Consider the following 14,412-nt stretch of genomic DNA (forward strand, 5'->3'; position numbering starts at 1 on the left):
GGATGGGTGATTTCTATTGAGCTTGATAGGTGCGTCCTGCAGGTGCACTGGTTCTGAAGTGCATTAATAATTTATTGTTTTGATCTGATCAATTAGCTTTGCTTTGTCGAGAAGTTTAATTGTTCTAATGTTGTTGGCTTCAATCGGTGAAACAGAAATTAAATTAAGTAGGTTGCGATGGTTTCTGGTGTAGCCATATGGTACGCCGAGCATCTGATCCGCTTCAGCGCAATCACAAAATCTTTCAAGGTTATCTTCTGCGCGAAGGAGGTCTTTCTCTCTAATATATTTGTTGCCATGGAGATAGTATGGTTTGAGAAAGCCGCTAGTGGTGAAGCGTCGATGGAACTTTCTCCGGGTGATTCCAAGCTTGTCAATTGCGGATTGAATTGGGGTTTGCAAAGAAATCCACGACTCATAGCTTGATACAGTGGCAAGCGAAACTCCGGTTTGAGGTTTTGACAACCCGGGTGCTGGTGTTTTTGTTCTGATAATCGACTGATTGATTAGGGAGTCTAGTTGCTTCCGAGTGATTCCAAGTCGTCGGGAAGCCTGGCTGAGCGAGAGGTAGGTGGTTTTCTTTTTGTCAATGCCTGTGAGGTTGATTTGGTACTGCTCTCGGAGTCGGGAGTGGATGTCGTCTGTTATATGGCTTCGTCTAAAGAAAGGAGACTTGCCTCCATCCACAAGCGATCCAGTGACTTGATAGATACCAAGAGATTGCAAGGTAGCGGACGTTAAATTTGGAGGGAGATTAAGTGATTTTTTTAGCTCTCTCCCACCTATGTAGATGTCGTGGAAACTTTTAGTGGTTGCTTTGGGGATGAGGATCTTTAAGTTGGACTGCCTATATATGGTGCCAAGAAGACCGGATCTGCATAGTTGGAGTATGGTGGTTCTGGCTAGTTGGAGGTGATTTGCTACCTCGGTGACATCGAAATACAGACCTTCTTTATTTGGTGGAATGGGCGGTAGGGATTTGAAGTATTTTCTCTGATTCCATGGGGTGCGCAGCGGAGATCGCAGTAGAAGATTATCTGTGGTCAGGTGGGCGACATCCTTTCTCAAAAAAACATACATAATGTTCCCGTCGATTGGTGGTCCCGATATAGGCTTTATTGCAAGTGGTTTAAGACGCATCATTAGTGCGTGTGGTGGTATGCTTAATTCTCTTGCTAGCGTGGTTGATAATGCGTATGTGTCCTTAAATTTCTTAAAGCTCTCTTTGTCAATATGTATCTTCCCTTTTATTTTGGATGAATCAATAAGTCCTAGTTGGACTGATCTTCGGACTATTTCTTTGCATACTTGAAGTGTCGTCGCGGCATCTTTCAGAGACATGGTTGAGGTTTCTGATTCAGAGACGCAATGAGTTGAATCAGCTTGTATAGACTCCTGGATAATGTTGATTTTGGTTGCGCTGCAGCGATCATGATGCGAAATAAGGCCTTTGGAACTGAGCCTTGTTAAGGCAGCTAGCCATTTTGGCTTGGAGAGTTTTAGATATAAGCGTACCTGCTCATGATTAAAAGTCGGCTCAGGGTCGAGTGGTGGTCGGATAGTCCGGGACGGGGGCATGTTTAAAAACTTCGAGCGTGCCTGCTCAATAGCTTCATTTCTTATAGAAGGAAGCGTTTCCGCTATGAGTATTTGATCAATCTGGGGGTATTGGCTTGAAAGTATTTCAAGGTGCTCCACTAATGCTTCTGAGTCATTGAAGGCAACGGCCAATGCGGTGTTTAAAAGTGTTCTGTTTACTGGTTTTGATTTGCTGAGGAACGGGTGTTTAAAATGGTCTAGTGTCTTTGTTAGAAGGTCGAATTTTTCTTGAGATTGGTTTTCGAATATTTGGAGGATTCTTCGTTCGGGAGTTGCATCAGTTGGTTGTATGGCGACTGCAGAAGTTATTTTATAACCGCATTTGCAGTAGTCTAAAAGTTGAGAGTCCCAATTAGTTCTTCGATGGCAATTCGGGCAGGCTATTAAGTATGGCGTGTCGTGGAGAGGGCAGTACTGCAAAAGTCTAATATCTTTAATATAGTGTTCCCATCCGTTATAAAGGCAAACTGGGCACCTCGCCCCATCTACGCAACGAACGAGTTTGTATGGGACCTTGATGCCGTTCACTATAATAGGGCTGTGTTGGAGAATGGTCGGCGATCGTCTATAGAGTATTGAGGGCTTTAGGTGTGGTGAGTTTTCTGCGTCTTGCAGTAGGGTGTAAAATAGTTCTGATTCTTGATGAATACACTCTGCTGTCGTGCAGTTGAGTTTTAAGTAGCTTATAAGTGATTTCAGGGTCTTGAAGCCATTTGCATAAGCGATGCGATTAAGGTGGCTAGTAGGGCTTTCGTTTTCAAATTGTAGTAAGAAGGCATTAAGGCGATCCATTTTGAGCTTCCAGTATGAGCTTGAGGCACTTTGCTGTGCCCAGTTCGAATGGATTGTCACGTCTGGCCAGTTCGTCGGCAAAGTGAAGTTCTGAATAACTCGCTGAAAAGGCCTCTGGTTTTAATTCGCGAGATGCCTTGACAAGGCAATATGAAAGGGCGTCGCGAAGAATGTGGCGCATAGCTAAAAGGTTTCCCTGCGTTGCCAAGAATAAGGGAATATATATCGTGGGGTCGGTAAGGTGGCTACCATTTTTTAGATCGGCCAGTTCGTACATTTTTTTATCAAGTCCACGCAGCACAGAGAAAAACTCACCATCCGCCGATTCGCTAAACTGAAGATTGGAAAGCTGCGCAAAGTAGGGAAATCTTCCGGCGAGTAAGGGTCTTGAATAGATGAAGTCTGCTTGATTCTTCTCGGGTGGAAGGCCGGCGACGATTATTGGGGTCCCAGTCGCGTCGAGGATGATTCTTAACCAATCGGCGGCTTCGTCTGCGCTTTTTGCTGGATTTGCTTTGGCAAAACATTGGAACTCGTCCATGAGAGTTACTTGAGTTTGGCAAATTTTCAAATTTTGAATAACCAGACGCGTCAAATCTGCCAGGTCGCCTGTAACGCCCTCTATATGCAAGGCCCTCAGTATTTCCTTGGCTAAGTCTTTGGTAGTTACCCTGGGTGGAACGACAACATAAATCGCCGGTACGATTCGAAATATTCCTTCATTGGTGGTTTTAATAATCTCCTCACCGAATTGAGTCTTTACATATTCAAGTAGTGTCGATTTTCCTGTTCCGACCGGTGCCCATAGGGCTGTGCAGGCCGGTTTCCCGCTTAACGTCGTGCTTTCTATGCCTTTCTTAATGAGTTCATAAGCCTTCCGAAATCGCGGATAGAATACAATCTGCTCAGCAAAGGATTTAGTTGTTTCCGTGATCTCTCTTGGCATGAGACACCTTCACGACAGCGTAATCCGGAGGAGTAGTAGGGGAGTTTAGTAATGGAATGGACGCAGGGTTTTCATCATTGATTTGTGCTTTTGTGGCGCGCGGCGGATTCTCAGTACCAACCTCTCGCTGGATATTCTCCAAGATGGCTTTTTGTTTTCTACTGAACTTCGACTTTCCGACTGCGAGTTCTACGAGCAGGGCGATTCGCGCTTGTATAGCGTCGTGGAAAGAGAACTCTTTGGCCGCTTCTTTGAGTTTCGCGCGAACCAGAGTGTGAGTGTACATTGTCAAGCCGCACTGATAGTCGGGGTCCACAGCGTCAGCGACAAAACTTAGATTCGGTAGGGTTGGGTGGCAAACGATGACTTGCCCAAGTTCGCTTTCGTCATAGAAGATAATAGCCCGCTGATTTTTCTTTAAGAGTGAGCCAATTTTTGCCACCCCAGGGCCGGTCCATTGTAAGTATTTGTACCGAACTCTGCCATTCACAACGCAGGAGCATGTTTGGCTGCGGAAAAGGCTGTCTAATTGCTCGGGTGAGTATCTGGGCGGTGGTAGTTGATCGGCTTGAAGTTTTTTTAATGCTTGGTTAGGCGAAAGTCCATTCAATGCGCTGTGGGAGCTGTTGTGGTAATTTTCCAAATAATCGTCGAACAGTTGCCTGAGTTCGTCGAGGGTATACACCGCTTCTTTTTCTGAGTCGTAGTTACCCCGCTCTTCTAGGTTGGAAAACGTGGTTCCTTGAAGTCGGTGAGTGAACTGGACGGCCAAAGTCTTGAACCAGCTTTCGATATGAGGTTTTTCATCCGGTACGTAGGGTTCACAATAAGTCAATTCAGATCCAAGTAGTCCTAGTGGGTCTCGCAGGCGAACGGACTCAAAGTCAGGTCCGTTATCCATAGTGTAGTGATCGACACGCCCTGTATGCTCGCGATCATTGCGAAGCGAGTGTTTCAGCGCACGTATGGTCTTGGCAAGGGATGGGGCATTAAACGACAGATCGTATCCGATAACGCGGAGGATGGCGTTTTCTAGTATTGCGGTGATGGAAGGTCGACCAATCGGTCGTCCAAACTTGTCGACAGCTACTACGTCGAAGGTATGGCTATCGTCTTCAGCCTGCTCAAAGGCTCTGAGTGGTTTCTTGCATTTTTTACTGTATTTGTGATTGCGCACCGCCTGGTTCAAGCCTTTTTGTTTAATTTCAACCTCTAATGGGTCAATATCTTTGATTAGTCTATAGAGTGTAGTGATGGAGGGGATAGCTATCTGGTCCCAAATCGGTCTTGCTTCATTAGCCGCTTTTGCTGATTCCCGGACGGCTGTTATCACGTCCGAAATTGAGGCGCGTTCTGGCTTGAGAAATATCAAATCCAGATAATAGTTTAGAAGATTTTTAATTTCAGGGTTCCAGCGCTCGATTCTGGGTTTTCTTTCACGAATTGGATCTAATAGGGAAAACAGGTTTCTATTTGAGTGCTTGTAAGCTTTTACCCACTTGTAAACGCTGGTATATCCAGGAGGATTATGGTCATTGATTTCGCTTGCGATTTTGTGGATGAGTTTTATGGTCTTTTTCTTTGGTAGCTTGCCATAGAATTCCTTTAAAAGAGCATCTGCATAGTTTCGACGAAATTCGAGTTTCTGCTTGTTTCGTTCGGACAATGATTCCAGGATTTGAGCGTCATCTTGCTTGAATGGGGCTTCCTGGAATTTAATGAAATTCCCCTTTTGACGCGCTATCTGTAGCTTTTCATAACTCTGGAAGATAATGGATCTGCAGCGTTCGGTGCTTCTCAACTGGACTCGTTCATTTCGAATATCTTCGATTTCGTATGGCTTTCCATAATAGCGGTAACGTTCACCGACACGGATCTCGAAACATTCATTCATGATTCGGACTCCAACCTCAATATGGCGTCTAGGTCGAAGAATCTATTCAAATTGGTGCGAAGTTTCTTCAGAAAGATGGCAGCAGCAATGTCGGCAGGCGCTGGTGGGGCGGGCATCGAAAGAAGCTGCCGGGGTGAGAGTCCTTTTTGTGGCGATTCGGCGACCTGATTAATCACCTGGCGGATGCCGCTGTCGCTGTATCCAAAACTGGCGTGATAGAGGTAGGCCAGATTCGCAATGAGCGCTGGATGTCGGAACTGAGACTCGACGATTATTTCGAGCAGGTATCCGTGCTCCGCTAAAGCAGACTGGAACCGTTGAATCTTATCCCTCTGCTTTCCCTCAGCCAGCAATATGTCCGGTTTGATCTCATAGAAGACAACGGTTTCGTCGTACAGCGTGGCCATGAAGTCTGGGGTGTACCTATGTGGGGTGCTGCTTCCTCCCTTGAGGATGAAGCGGACTGGGCTGCGGCTATAGCGCCGAACACGGGGGAGATACTCTAGGTACAGGCAGAAATCGGCTTCGAGAAACGATTCGCACGGCACCATCGCGCCGCTCTTTCGCGAGGGGAAGTAGGTGATGTGCTTGCCGTACTCGCCCGTCCGAAACTGCTTGGCAGGAGTGGTTTCGAGCCAACTTCTGGGGTCAGTTGCCTGAGCCTTCATCAGTGTGCTCCGTACCGCGGGCGAAGCCCTTGCTGAAGGGCTTTGCACCTAGAAGGGAAATCCCAACAACGATTCGAACAGAGGAGGTGCTGTCCTTGTTCTCAATCGCTTGCAGGCGTGTCCGAGTTGTGTCGGGTGCCTCATTCGCAGATGCGTTGTTGGTGGCGGCCTCCTTATATCGGATTGATGTCCTACAAGGGGTTCTGAGCGGCGTCCGATCTTTGCGCAGGAAGCAATAAATCGAGCCTTGGTCAGATTTTTGTAAGGTTCCGAGCTGAAGGAGATGGCATGGGAGGCCTCCTGCGGTGACGCCCGGAAGGACGACATCGCGACGCGTTGCGATCGCTGCGATACAGCATGCGCTTTACTCATAAGAAAAAATATCGCGTAAAAAACGAGGTCTGGTGCGCCGGAAGCGCCGCTCTAGAGGGGGGACAGGGTTCTGGTGTGTTCAGGTGGTGACTGGATTGAGAGGACGGTACAGGTTGCGGGGCCAGCAGATGGACAAGTCGCATAATCAAGCGGTGCGTAAATGCCGCGCCAGCGTATTCGCATTGAGGCTTGCTCAGATTGTCGACATTCGTCCCCGTGGGTATCGGCTTGCCGCTTGGTGGGCGCAAACCCATGGCTATGACAACGACCAGCCCGAGCGTAATTGGACTTCGTTTCTCAGAGGAACCTTACCGCACACAAAGCTACGTGGATTATTGATCGCTGAAATTCCGGGGCTTCAGGAGGCGCTGATCGATCCGTTGTGGTGGAGTCTTAGTAAATTGTCCACCGATCCTGCAGACCGTACGTTTTGGGATTCCTGTGCTGAAGCAATCGAAATGAACGGGACTTTGTTGCCTTCCTGCAGTAACTCAGTCATGAACCGGCTATGTGGTACGCCAAGCTGGACCAAACTTGGCTTTCTACTGATTCTGCTGCGCAGCGGCAGCGCAAAGTTTGCCGCGCATCGAGAATGGTTGAGGCGTTTCTTATTTTCGTATTTCTGTATAGCGTTAGAGCCTTATTCCATCGCGAGAGTTGCTGCACCGTTATTTTGCTGCATAGATACCTTGGCTAAAGAGGGTTTATTAGGTGAAGAGCCTTTGGTGAATTGGCCAAAAGATCAGCAGGAGTTCATGCGTGAACTTGATGGTTATGGCCTAATGATTGAGCTGTTGCGTTATCAGGGCTGGCTGAAACATTGGCGTGAAGATGACCATGTTCACCCTTTGCTCTGGCTGCTCGAGCAAGATGATGGTCTATGGGATGAATTCGACCGGTCGGATCCCCTGCCTGACCGACTGCGTATGCGCTGGCATCGAACGAAGGAGCGGGCAGGAGAAACTCTCGTCACGTTGACTTGGTCGCAGTGTAATCAGCGTGGGCTCACGCTCAGCGATAAACGTGTCTTGCGACGCGTTCGATTAGAGGCAGATTGGGTAGCGGCCCCGTCTCCCCCTGGGGTCGGGTAGAAGGTGGCTAGGCGGCCGGGGATGTTTGTGCACGAGCAATTTCCTGTCGGCTACGAGATCCCTGGGCTCAAGTGAATGTCTGATCCAACTACGCAGGCGGAAGAGGGGGCGAAGGTTTCAGCTGCAAGAGTTGCTCTTGGTTGCGCATCACACGCCGGTAATGGCGACATTCGACTTGGCACTGTCTGAGCCGCTCCTGAAGTCTGGCATTTTCCGCTTGCATGGCAGCCAAGGCGTTGCGCAAGGTTGTTTCTTCGATCTTGAAAGCTGTCAACCCATCTTGGAAGCGCTGGCGTTGGGTGCTTAGCTCGCGCTCCCATTCATGCTGCAGCTTCAGGTGCGTTCGCGCTTCACTTAGCAGCCGCTCGTTATCGCGATTGAGGCCTGCCAATTGGTCCTGTTTACCAATCAGACTCTCCTGCAAGTCGCGTATTTCTCGACGCAGTTGCTGCACCAGTTCGTCCAGCCGTCGTAGTTCCTGTTCCCGTTGCTCCTTTTGCGTGTGTCGATAGTGTTCCAGCGCCTGGCGAGCGTGCTGGTGTTTTTCCTCGAGGGACTGCAGTTGCTGCGCGCGCTCTTCCGACAGTAGCCGCAAGCCTTGCTCGGCTGCCTGCAGGCGGCTGCGCTCCATTTCGCTGGCGCGCAACTGCTCCTGCAAGGCCAACTCCAGGCGTCGCTGTTCCTGCAGTTGCGTCGCCATTTCGGTGTTGCTGTGTTGCAACTCCTGGATCCGTGCCTCGCTTTGCTGACGCTGGGTACGGTAGTCCAGCTGCTGCCGGGTTAATAGCTCGCGCTCTGCGGCCACCGCCGCCTGTGCCTCCTCGCGTAGGCGATCGGCCACAGGGGTGATCAGGCTGAGCAGTTCCTCTTCGACGGTGGGCGTCAGCCGCAATGCGTCCTGCCCGGCCAGTTCATGCAAGCAACGCAGGATGGTGGATTTCGACCCAGTGTTGCCGAGCTCAATCCGCACCGCATCAATGCTGGGGCGGATGCCGCGGGCGAGTAGGGCGTCCCGCGCAATCTTGACCACTGCCCGGTTTACGCCGCCCCGTGCCATGGCTGACCTCTGACGATTTCGTGATGTGATACGGAGTATGGAAGTGCGCCTGTAATAGCGCCTGACCTTCTGCGGTTGGGCCGACGGACTAACATGGGATAATGCGGAGTTATCTCATGTGAGAGCGCAATTCGACCCAATTCCGGCCTCGAGGCGGTATGCCAAGGCGGGGGGGCGCGATGAGTGAGGCGGTAGAGCGCTATCTGCAGGCCGGTACCCGGGCCAACACCCGACGCAGCTACCAGCAGGCGATCGAGCACTTCGAAGTGAGCTGGGGCGGTTTCCTGCCCGCCACCAGCGACGCCATCGTGCGCTACCTGGTCGACCATGCCGGCACCCTGGCCAGCAACACGCTGAAGCTGCGCCTGGCCGCCTTGGCGCAGTGGCACACCAGTCAGGGCTTTCCGGATCCAACCAAAGCCCCGCTGGTGCGCCAGGTGTTGAAGGGTATTCGCACCCTGCACCCGAAACCGGAGAAACAGGCCGAGCCGCTGCAACTGCGCGAGTTGGAGCAATGCGTGGCCTGGCTGGAGCGGATAGGGGAGGCGGCCCGCGCGAAGGGGGATCGACCTCAGCTGCTGCGTTGTTGGCGAGACCGGGCCTTGCTGCTCATTGGCTTCTGGCGCGCGTTTCGCAGCGACGAGCTATGCCGGCTGCGGGTCGAGCATATCCAAGCGCGAGGCGGGGAGGGCATGCAGCTGTTTCTGCCCTGGAGCAAGAGTGATCGTGACAACCTGGGCCAGTCCTTTAGCGCACCAGCGTTGGCGCGCCTGTGTCCGGTGCAGGCCTATCTCGACTGGGTCGAAGTGGCCGAGATTTCCGAGGGGCCGGTGTTCCCAGGCATCGATCGCTGGGGGCATTTAAGCAAGCAAGCGTTGCATCCCCATAGCGTGATTCCACTGTTGCGCGCCGTGTTGCACGGCGCCGGGCTATCAGCTGCGCTATACAGCAGTCACTCGTTGCGTCGCGGCTTCGCCACCTGGGCGACGTGCAATGGTTGGGACATCAAGGCGCTGATGAGCTATGTGGGGTGGCGCGACACCAGGTCCGCGTTGCGCTATGTCGAAAGCGCGGGGGCCTTCCCCGGGCAACTCCGCCCATGGACACCCGGTCTTGAGACCGAGCTCAGGCCGGGCCTGCCGAACCTCACTACGCCGCACGGTGGTTGATCGGCTTCAGTGGTTTGGCCTTCAATCCGCTTTGGCCAACATACGCTCAGGCGAGGTGCGGCGCATCCGTTTGGCATCCGCGTGGTTGAGGGCTGGATCGCGCTGTCGATGCCGGGTGGGCTGTTCTGACCGCGCAGCGGGATCGTTGCATTGTCGTCACGTCGGTCATTAGAGTGCTCTGCCCGCTAGGCAACGAAATCCCCGCAGATGCATACCGTCGTGCCGGTCTTACGGAATTCTCCATGGCGAGTTGGGTCTTTTAGAGCGAGTAGTCAGCCAGCAAATCTAGCCTTCTGGCCTAATCATTAGCCCAAATTCGATGATTAGCTGGACAGCTAAACAAGCCTTTTGAGCTAAGAAAAGGTCACTGCTTGCCTCTTGGCGGGCTGACCCGCTCGTCGCTCCCCGCCTCAGGGACGGCAGGTCAGAGTAGGACGGCGGCGTTAACCCAGCGCGGACGAAACTGCGCGATCTTGTACGCGCGCAAGCTGCGTCTACAGGCTGACCTCCCGTACTCAGCGGGCCATGTGCTGTGGCCCGTGGAGAGCGATCGTGTGGCCAGTCATTTCTGACAACTCAGCAAGATGGCGGCCAGTTTGCGGCAGAGCCTGTTCCGCCAGCGCTCGGTAGGACGGTAAGTGGCCGTTGACGCGAAAAATGGGGAGAGGGGAAGCTTTGCCGAGAGCCCCTCTTCGAACAGTCCTTGCAGCTGGACTTCCGCCCGACTGGGGTAGTGGCGGAGCAACTGCGTGGCCATGCCGCGAATGTCCTCGTTCAGCGACGCGTCTCCTTCCAACCGCTGCAGAAACGCGTGGGTCTGTATGACTGCTCGGGTGCGCTCATGAGGCATTGTCATGTGACAATCTCCTCTTAACGATGGTGGGTACGACCAAAAAACAAACCCCCTGGTGCGCAGTACGGGAGCGTCCCGCCCGAGGCGTGGGGGTTATGGTCAGTCGACATCCTAGCGTAGGTCCGCCAGGCGTTCTACCTTTGGCGACCGAGCGCTGCCGGCTGCAGGGTAAAGCTCTTCCGAAACAGTCTGCTGGTGAGGCTGCTGGCCAGCCACTCAGCCAGCCCAATGGGAGGGGACAACATGCGTGAACGCCCCGCTTCATTGTCACCGACGTCGATAGCGTTCCAGGACGTCGATCGCGCCCTGTTGGATGCGGTGGTGGCTTTGGTACTGGAAGCTGGACACTTGATCGCGGCCGAACTGGTGCGACCCGGGGGGCCGAGAGGCGCGGGGGACAAGGCCGAGATTGATGTCGAGGTCGAGGTCATGTTGCGCGACGGGCTGATGAAGCTTTTCGCCTGCGACTTTGTCGGCGAGGAAACCGGAGTGCAGTTGACCGGGCATCGCTATTGCTGGGTTGTGGACCCCAATGATGGCACCCGCGACTTCCTGCAAGGGCACTTGGGCTCGGCGATTTCGGTAGGCCTGCTACGAGAATGTGTACCGGTGCTGGGCGTCGTCTATGCGCCGATGACGGAGCGCGGGGCGGATTGCATCGCCTGGGCTCAGGGGCTGCCCTACCTGCTGCGCAATGGGGCGATGGTTGCGCCGCGCGTTGCGAGAGGCGGACTGGAGGAAGGAGCGCAAGTTTTCGTCAGCCTCGCAGCGCGAACCCGACCCACGCAAAATGCGGAGCTCTGTACGCCCGCTATCTTTCACCCCATGCCGAGCATTGCCTATCGGCTCGCGCGGGTGGCGGCGGGGGATGGAGTCGCTGCGGTGTCGTTGTACGCGGTGTCGCCCCACGATGTGGTGGCGGGCCACGCGCTGCTGCGGGCAGGTGGTGGCGGCCTCTGGAATGAGCAGGGGCTAGCGTTGGGGTACGCCACGCCAGCGGTGTTCAATCATTCCGCTAAACATTGTTTCGGAGGAGCTGAAGCGGCCTGCCTCGAGCTGATGCAGCGTCCATGGCGGACTGTTTTGCTCGACCGCCATAAATAGCCACGAAGCCGTGCGTCTTCACTGGACCCAAGATTTTACTGTCGCGGCTCCATACTCGGCTTTCCAAGCGTTCAGCACCTTGTTATTGCCGCCTTTCGTCTCGACCACTTCATTGGTGTGCGGATTCTGGTAGGTCTTGACGGTGCGCTCGCGCCTTTGAGTTTTCCGAGCCGGCAGCGGAGTACGCGCGCGACCTGGATCAAGGATGTTGATTACTGCCTTCAGCCCAAGGCCATACTCATCGAGAAGCGCTCTGAGTTTGGTTTCAAACTCAATTTCGCGCTTGAGTTCTGCGTCGTTCTTGAGGCTGTTCAGCGCGGCAAGTTGTTCCGCGAGCTGTGCTTCCAGGCGTTTAAATTCGGCCAGTTTGCTCATTGCATTCTCCTTAGCGTGATGCAAATAGACACCGCAGTTAACCGGTTGCGCGTGAAATTACTCTGGCGCTGGGCATTGCCCTTGGTCAATTTGCAAGGAACGCGTTGTTCGATGCCATCAGTCCAAATTCTCAGCTATGTACCTTACTAGCTTGAGTGGTTCGGTGCTGTCGATGATGGAGAACATCACGTCCCGTTTGCTGCGGGGAAGACGTTGAGCGCAGCGTTTCGCCGTAGCTTTGATTGCTTTATCCGAACAGTGAATCTGAGCGGCGAGCAAGAGGGCAATGGTGGCGTCCAATAAAGTCAAACTGCGATGCCTTGTGTCAGTTAGCTATCCAGTATTCGCCAACTCGTAGATCGCTTCAAGTCTTCGTGTGAGCTGCGAGAGCAATCGCTTTACTTTGATTCAGACCGTGCCCATTACGTCTTCTGACGCTGCAGTTGCGCCGTGGTGGCTATATGATGCTGCTTTGGTGATTTTGCGGACACTGGCGCCTAATCGGCAGGTGATAAGAGGGCAGCGCCATGGACTGGAAGGGAGCATTGCGCTCTATGTAGGATGCGTCCCCTAAACAAGTCCCAGCGGTGGGATGGTACCCGTAGTGGATGAGGTGGTGTGCGTCAGCTTAATGCACCCGCGCATCCTATTGCTCCAGCAGACCTTTGCGCAGAACCCTTTAAACGTCGGTTCGACAAATATCATTTCTAGCACCGGAGAGCGGGGTAGGGTTCCGTTCCTTACCCCGTAGGCACAATTCAGGTAATGGCAACTGTCGCTGATCTTTAAGGCGCGATCTGCCCCATATCGACAGAGTCCAGGTTTTCAGCAATGTACCTGACCAGCTTGAGCGGCTCGGTGCTGTCAATGATAGAGAGCATCAAGTCCCGTTTACTGTGGGGAAGGCAATTGGCGCAGCGCTTGGCCGTGGCCTTGATGGCTGCATTGGTGCCATGGATGTGAGCGGTGAGGAAGAGGGCCAAGGTGGCATCTTGAAGGTTCAAACGGATGTGCTCGCTGTGTGTCCCAAGTGAGTGGGCCGTGTGCCGTTAATTCTGCTCAATCCTACTTACTCCAACGATTGGGCGTGCCCTGTGGTCGTGAGAGGGACGGGCAGTCAGCGGGGACCGGATGCTCACTCGTTAATCTGATTGCGGGAAAAAAGAGGAGCCCGAAGGCTCCTAAAGGTTAACGCCGCAGGCACAAATCGCGGCGTCGACGGTAGAAGCGAATCAGGCTGCGCTGAAGGTCTTGTGCGGGTCGATGACGAATTTCTTCGGCACACCGGCATCGAACTCGCCGTAGCCACGCGGTGCGTCATCCAGGCTGATGACCTGCACACCCACCACTTCAGCGATGTTGATGCGGTCCCACATGATCGCCTGCATGAGCGCGCGGTTGTACTTCATCACCGGAGTCTGGCCGGTGTGGAAACTGTGGGATTTCGCCCAGCCGAGGCCGAAGCGGATGCTCAGGCTGCCGATCTTCGCCGCGGCATCGGTAGCGCCCGGGTCCTCGGTGACGTAGAGGCCGGGGATACCGATCTTGCCGGCCACACGGGTGACCTGCATCAGCGAGTTGAGCACGGTGGCTGGAGCCTCGTGCTGGGCACCGGAATGGCCATGGCCACGCGCTTCGAAGCCTACAGCGTCGATGGCGCAATCCACTTCCGGCTCGCCCAGCAGAGCGGCAATCTGCTCGTGCAGCGGGGTGTCCTGGGACAGGTCGGCGATCTCGAAGCCCTGCGCTTTGGCATGCACCAGACGCACCGGGTTCACATCACCAACGATGACCACGGCGGCACCCAGCAGGCGCGCGGAGGCGGCGGCGGCCAGGCCCACCGGACCGGCACCGGCGACATACACGGTGCTACCCGGACCGACGCCGGCGGTGACCGCGCCGTGGTAGCCGGTGGGCAGGATGTCGGAGAGGCATGTCAGGTCACGGATCTTCTCCATGGCCTTGTCGCGGTCCGGCAGCTTGAGCAGGTTGAAGTCGGCGTAGGGCACCAGCACGTACTCGGCCTGGCCGCCGGTCCAGTCGCCCATGTCGACATAGCCGTAGGCACCGCCGGCGCGGGCCGGGTTGACGGTGAGGCAGACACCGGTGTGCATTTCCTTGCAGGAGCGGCAGCGGCCGCAAGCGACGTTGAACGGCACGGAAACCAGGTCGCCGATCTTCAGGCTTTCCACGTCACTGCCTTTCTCGATCACCTCACCGGTGATCTCGTGGCCGAGCACCAGGCCGACCTGGGCGGTGGTACGGCCGCGCACCATGTGCTGGTCCGAGCCGCAGATGTTGGTGGAGACCACCTTCAGAATCACCCCGTGCTCGATCTTCTTGCCGCGGGGATCCTGCATTTTCGGGTAGTCGATCTTCTGCACTTCGACCTTGCCCGCACCGAGATAAACGACACCACGATTACCAGACATGCCAACTCCTTCCACTCATGCGAGTGTTTCGGGATTCGGTGGTTTCCAGAGGAACCACTG

Annotated in this window: 12 protein-coding genes; 3 read left to right on the top strand and 9 right to left on the bottom strand. The window is 54.1% G+C overall.

Features of this window, described 5'->3' with window-relative positions:
* Window positions 1-63 precede the first annotated feature (63 nt).
* The 4 genes from E8F20_RS02130 to E8F20_RS02145 are packed head-to-tail and all read right to left on the bottom strand — an operon-like array spanning window position 64 to window position 5,899.
* Window positions 64-2,391 (bottom strand): hypothetical protein, encoded by a 2,328-nt coding sequence (locus tag E8F20_RS02130; RefSeq protein WP_280282232.1) that lies wholly within the window; start codon window positions 2,389-2,391, stop codon window positions 64-66.
* Window positions 2,378-3,337 (bottom strand): ATP-binding protein, encoded by a 960-nt coding sequence (locus E8F20_RS02135; RefSeq protein ID WP_280282233.1) that lies wholly within the window; start codon window positions 3,335-3,337, stop codon window positions 2,378-2,380. Before E8F20_RS02135 ends, E8F20_RS02130 begins: the two co-directional genes overlap by 14 nt.
* Window positions 3,309-5,231, bottom strand: coding sequence for a hypothetical protein (locus E8F20_RS02140; RefSeq protein WP_280282234.1), 1,923 nt, complete (start codon window positions 5,229-5,231; stop codon window positions 3,309-3,311). Before E8F20_RS02140 ends, E8F20_RS02135 begins: the two co-directional genes overlap by 29 nt.
* Window positions 5,228-5,899, bottom strand: a complete 672-nt coding sequence (locus E8F20_RS02145; RefSeq protein WP_280282235.1) for a hypothetical protein — start codon at window positions 5,897-5,899, stop codon at window positions 5,228-5,230. Before E8F20_RS02145 ends, E8F20_RS02140 begins: the two co-directional genes overlap by 4 nt.
* Before the next feature lie 500 nt (window positions 5,900-6,399).
* Between E8F20_RS02145 and E8F20_RS02150 the strand changes: the two genes are divergently transcribed.
* Window positions 6,400-7,362, top strand: a complete 963-nt coding sequence (locus E8F20_RS02150) for a hypothetical protein (protein WP_280282236.1) — start codon at window positions 6,400-6,402, stop codon at window positions 7,360-7,362.
* Between the two features lie 88 nt (window positions 7,363-7,450).
* Here the strand turns inward: E8F20_RS02150 and E8F20_RS02155 are convergent, their stop codons facing one another.
* Complete coding sequence (locus E8F20_RS02155) at window positions 7,451-8,419, bottom strand: DNA-binding protein (protein WP_280282237.1); 969 nt, start codon at window positions 8,417-8,419, stop codon at window positions 7,451-7,453.
* Between the two features lie 179 nt (window positions 8,420-8,598).
* Between E8F20_RS02155 and E8F20_RS02160 the strand changes: the two genes are divergently transcribed.
* On the top strand, window positions 8,599-9,588 hold the full coding sequence (locus E8F20_RS02160; protein ID WP_280282238.1) for a site-specific integrase: 990 nt from the start codon (window positions 8,599-8,601) through the stop codon (window positions 9,586-9,588).
* A gap of 562 nt (window positions 9,589-10,150) precedes the next feature.
* Here the strand turns inward: E8F20_RS02160 and E8F20_RS28390 are convergent.
* A complete protein-coding gene (locus E8F20_RS28390) occupies window positions 10,151-10,444 on the bottom strand; it encodes a BPSL0761 family protein (RefSeq protein WP_280354377.1) in 294 nt (97 codons plus the stop codon).
* A gap of 240 nt (window positions 10,445-10,684) precedes the next feature.
* Between E8F20_RS28390 and E8F20_RS02165 the strand changes: the two genes are divergently transcribed.
* Complete coding sequence (locus tag E8F20_RS02165; RefSeq protein WP_280282239.1) at window positions 10,685-11,545, top strand: inositol monophosphatase family protein; 861 nt, start codon at window positions 10,685-10,687, stop codon at window positions 11,543-11,545.
* A gap of 18 nt (window positions 11,546-11,563) precedes the next feature.
* On the opposite strand, the gene E8F20_RS02170 is transcribed toward E8F20_RS02165, so the two are convergent.
* The 3 genes from E8F20_RS02170 to fdhA form a co-directional block, all read right to left on the bottom strand.
* Window positions 11,564-11,920, bottom strand: a complete 357-nt coding sequence (locus E8F20_RS02170) for a histone-like nucleoid-structuring protein, MvaT/MvaU family (RefSeq protein ID WP_280282240.1) — start codon at window positions 11,918-11,920, stop codon at window positions 11,564-11,566.
* Between the two features lie 785 nt (window positions 11,921-12,705).
* On the bottom strand, window positions 12,706-12,903 hold the full coding sequence (locus tag E8F20_RS02180) for a hypothetical protein (RefSeq protein WP_256873399.1): 198 nt from the start codon (window positions 12,901-12,903) through the stop codon (window positions 12,706-12,708).
* Between the two features lie 249 nt (window positions 12,904-13,152).
* Window positions 13,153-14,352: a formaldehyde dehydrogenase, glutathione-independent gene (gene fdhA / locus E8F20_RS02185; protein WP_179060092.1), complete on the bottom strand. Its 1,200-nt coding sequence runs from the start codon at window positions 14,350-14,352 to the stop codon at window positions 13,153-13,155.
* Between the last annotated feature and the right edge of the window lie 60 nt (window positions 14,353-14,412).

The organism is Pseudomonas sp. BN415 (assembly GCF_029871195.1).
GTDB lineage: Bacteria > Pseudomonadota > Gammaproteobacteria > Pseudomonadales > Pseudomonadaceae > Metapseudomonas > Metapseudomonas resinovorans.

Coding starts and splice junctions, on each gene's coding strand:
- E8F20_RS02130 (WP_280282232.1), bottom strand. CDS start 2,391: ATGGATCGCCTTAATGCCTTCTTACTACAATTTGAAAACGAAAGCCCT.
- E8F20_RS02135 (WP_280282233.1), bottom strand. CDS start 3,337: ATGCCAAGAGAGATCACGGAAACAACTAAATCCTTTGCTGAGCAGATT.
- E8F20_RS02140 (WP_280282234.1), bottom strand. CDS start 5,231: ATGAATGAATGTTTCGAGATCCGTGTCGGTGAACGTTACCGCTATTAT.
- E8F20_RS02145 (WP_280282235.1), bottom strand. CDS start 5,899: ATGAAGGCTCAGGCAACTGACCCCAGAAGTTGGCTCGAAACCACTCCT.
- E8F20_RS02150 (WP_280282236.1), top strand. CDS start 6,400: ATGGACAAGTCGCATAATCAAGCGGTGCGTAAATGCCGCGCCAGCGTA.
- E8F20_RS02155 (WP_280282237.1), bottom strand. CDS start 8,419: ATGGCACGGGGCGGCGTAAACCGGGCAGTGGTCAAGATTGCGCGGGAC.
- E8F20_RS02160 (WP_280282238.1), top strand. CDS start 8,599: ATGAGTGAGGCGGTAGAGCGCTATCTGCAGGCCGGTACCCGGGCCAAC.
- E8F20_RS28390 (WP_280354377.1), bottom strand. CDS start 10,444: ATGACAATGCCTCATGAGCGCACCCGAGCAGTCATACAGACCCACGCG.
- E8F20_RS02165 (WP_280282239.1), top strand. CDS start 10,685: ATGCGTGAACGCCCCGCTTCATTGTCACCGACGTCGATAGCGTTCCAG.
- E8F20_RS02170 (WP_280282240.1), bottom strand. CDS start 11,920: ATGAGCAAACTGGCCGAATTTAAACGCCTGGAAGCACAGCTCGCGGAA.
- fdhA (WP_179060092.1), bottom strand. CDS start 14,352: ATGTCTGGTAATCGTGGTGTCGTTTATCTCGGTGCGGGCAAGGTCGAA.